At 34.6% G+C, this 3,068-nt stretch carries 4 protein-coding genes; all 4 read left to right on the top strand.

The features are described 5' to 3' along the window. The first annotated feature begins 636 nt into the window (after positions 1-636). A complete protein-coding gene (rpmH, locus tag BT1A1_RS17290; RefSeq protein ID WP_034773691.1) occupies positions 637-771 on the top strand; it encodes a 50S ribosomal protein L34 in 135 nt (44 codons plus the stop codon). A gap of 176 nt (positions 772-947) precedes the next feature. Beyond that, positions 948-1,307, top strand: coding sequence for a ribonuclease P protein component (gene rnpA, locus BT1A1_RS17285; protein WP_034773690.1), 360 nt, complete (start codon positions 948-950; stop codon positions 1,305-1,307). Positions 1,308-1,568: 261 nt separating this feature from the next. After that, positions 1,569-2,342 (top strand): membrane protein insertase YidC, encoded by a 774-nt coding sequence (yidC, locus tag BT1A1_RS17280; protein ID WP_034773688.1) that lies wholly within the window; start codon positions 1,569-1,571, stop codon positions 2,340-2,342. Beyond that, on the top strand, positions 2,339-2,956 hold the full coding sequence (gene jag / locus BT1A1_RS17275) for an RNA-binding cell elongation regulator Jag/EloR (RefSeq protein WP_034773685.1): 618 nt from the start codon (positions 2,339-2,341) through the stop codon (positions 2,954-2,956). The genes yidC and jag overlap by 4 nt, the downstream gene beginning before the upstream one ends. Positions 2,957-3,068 lie beyond the last annotated feature (112 nt).

The following is a 3,068-nucleotide window of genomic DNA, read 5'->3' as shown; positions in this document are numbered from 1 at the left end:
TGGCCGCTCTACCTCCTTGACCTGTTTACTTCATGGTCCGTTCACCAAGACAGTTGTTTTATTTGTGGATAAATTACAATATAGGAAAAAAATTACTTGTCAACATTTTTCACGGTTGTGGATAAAAAAATCCAGAGATATAGAATAACTTATTCACATGTTATTAACAATTTGTGGATAAGTTATAATTAACGATTAATTATCCATAGTTAAAACACAATTCATCATATCAAAATATACCTTATTCTGCAATGGTTTACGGTAAATATCCACAAAATAACTGATCTGTTAAAATAAAAATATCCACAAGTTGCGACTATGTGAAAAAGTTGTCGATATCTTGTGGATTTATGTCAATGCTTGTCGAAAAAATATCCACAACAAAGGAATCATTTTTGACTTGTAAGGAGGAAGAATCGATGGGAGAGGGATTATACTTGTGACCGATCAGTCAGAATATCGACTAGTTAAGTGACTGATCGGTCAATTCATCATCGATTTTCTCCATTAATTGATGTTGATGATGTAGGATAAACATATCGGAAAGTGATTTTTCAGTGCTTGACATTCCAATGTCATTGTTTTTATAATAGTAAAGACTGTCGTGAGTTGTTTCCTCATAGGGAGGTGTCATATATGAAAAGAACGTATCAACCAAATAAAAGAAAAAGAAGTAAAGTACATGGATTTCGTGAAAGAATGAGTACGAAAAACGGCCGTAAAGTATTAGCTCGCCGTCGTCGTAAAGGAAGAAAAGTACTATCTGCATAGGCCACTGACCATTCAGTGGTCTTTTTTATAAAAGAAGGAAGTGCTATTTTGCAGCTTTTTTGGAGCCTAACACTAAAACTTGTCCAAAGTTTTTTGACATTGTATGCTTATACATTAAAAATAAAATTTATTTATTCGGGCAGGGACAGTTTAATCTAAATATGTAGGTGTTTTCTGTGAAAAAAGACTATCGGATTAAAAGCAATAAAGATTTTCAACTCATTTTTAAAAATGGACGATCCTTTGCAAATCGGCAATTTATCGTCTATTTGTATGAAAATAATTCAGTCAACCATTTTCGGCTTGGCCTGTCCGTCAGTAAAAAAATAGGGAATGCCGTTACCCGAAATCAGATAAAAAGATATGTACGGCAGGCATTTTTGGAATTACAGAATGATATAGATGCGAAATATGACTACATTGTTATTGCCAGGAAACCTGTTCGTGACATGAATTACCATCAAGCAAAAAGCAGCTTGATCCATGTGTTAAAAATAGCAAAAGCTATACCGCGAAATTTTTCATCCAACCCGTAATGTGAATGGTTTTTTTGGATAAAATAATATTAACAAGGAATTTAATAGGAAAGTCTATCAAAATACTTATGAAAAATGGTAAAATACAAATGATAATGAAACATTTGGACGCTTTTACCCACTTTTAACGGCAAGTCAAGGGCTCTCATCGAAAAAGGGGAAGATTATGGGAGAGGGACATTTTTATGTCAATAATTGGTAGCATTTTTATGATAATCGAAAACAGGGGGAATTGGGTGAGTGAACGATAAATTCAGGTCCATGATTATACTGTTGTTGACAACCGTCCTATTAAGTGGTTGTACAGAAATTAATGAGCCGATTACAAAGGATTCCACGGGAGTTTGGAATGAATTAATTGTTTACCCTTTATCATGGTTAATGGTAGAAACAGCTCAATTTTTTGGGGAACCTTTGGGCTACGGTTTATCGATAATTTTAATAACTGTTTTGATTCGTCTTGCCATTTTACCATTGATGATAAAACAAATAAAAAGTACGAAGGCCATGCAGGTAATACAACCGGAACTGGCAAAATTACAAGAAAAATATAAATCAAAAGATGCAATTACCCGGCAAAAATTACAACAAGAGCGATTATTATTGATGGAAAAATATAATATAAATCCGATGGCAGGGTGCTTGCCTCTTTTCATTCAAATGCCGATTTTGCTAGGGTTCTATCAAGCGATTATGCGGACAGAGGAACTGAAAGGGAATTCCTTTATATGGTTTGAATTAGCATCTCCGGACCCATATTTTCTACTCCCCATTCTTGCAGGTGTTTCCACTTTTATTCAACAAAAAGTAATGACGAAAGGGCAGGAAGGAAATCCGCAAATTGTAATGATGCTCTGGTTAATGCCGGTTATGATTATTATCTTTTCTTTATATTTACCATCAGCGTTACCTTTATACTGGATTGTTGGGAATATTTTTTCTATCATTCAATCTTATTTTATTCAAACACCTGAGATTATAAATATTACTACTCAACCAGCTGTTGCTGGACGCACGGGAGGCAGGAAAAAGTGAAGGAACTAACGGCTACCGGCCAAACTGTTGAAGAAGCGATTGAAAAAGGAATTAGTCAATTAAAGGTTTCAAGAGAGAAAGTAGATATAAAAGTGATTGATGAAGGAAAAAAAGGGATTTTCGGTATTTTTGGTTCTCGGCTTGCGATTGTTAAGTTAACGGTTAATGTTGATCCGGTGATGGAAGCGAAACAATTCTTATCTGATGTATGTAAGCAAATGGACGTGGAGGTTAATATTGAATCGACGATAGATGGAAAATATGTATATTTTCAATTGAACAGTGATAAAACTGGGCTTTTAATTGGTAAAAGAGGACAAACATTGAACGCTTTACAAATATTGACTCAAGTCGTATTAAATCGATTCAGTGAAGAGTTTATGAATGTCATTTTAAATGCGGAAAATTACCGTGAAAAACGGGAAGAAACGCTGGTATTACTTGCAAATCGTTTGGCTAATAAAGTAATTAAAGAAAAAAAGGAAATTTCCTTGGAACCGATGCCTTCTTTTGAACGGAAAATCATTCATGCGGCACTGGCTGATAATGAAAAAATAAAAACATATTCAGTTGGAACGGACCCGCATCGGCATCTGGTCATTTCACCAAAATAGGTCAAAACGATAAAATGAAAAATGAGATAAAGGGGTCAAGCTGGCCATACAAAGAAACCAGGTTTATCAGATTGGTTTTTGTATCGCTATGCTTGACCCTTATTTTTATAGT

Source organism: Caldibacillus thermoamylovorans, assembly GCF_000751775.1.
Lineage (GTDB): Bacteria > Bacillota > Bacilli > Bacillales > Caldibacillaceae > Caldifermentibacillus > Caldifermentibacillus hisashii.
Note: the sequence above shows the minus strand (reverse complement) of the source record. Positions and strands in the feature narration are given on the sequence as shown.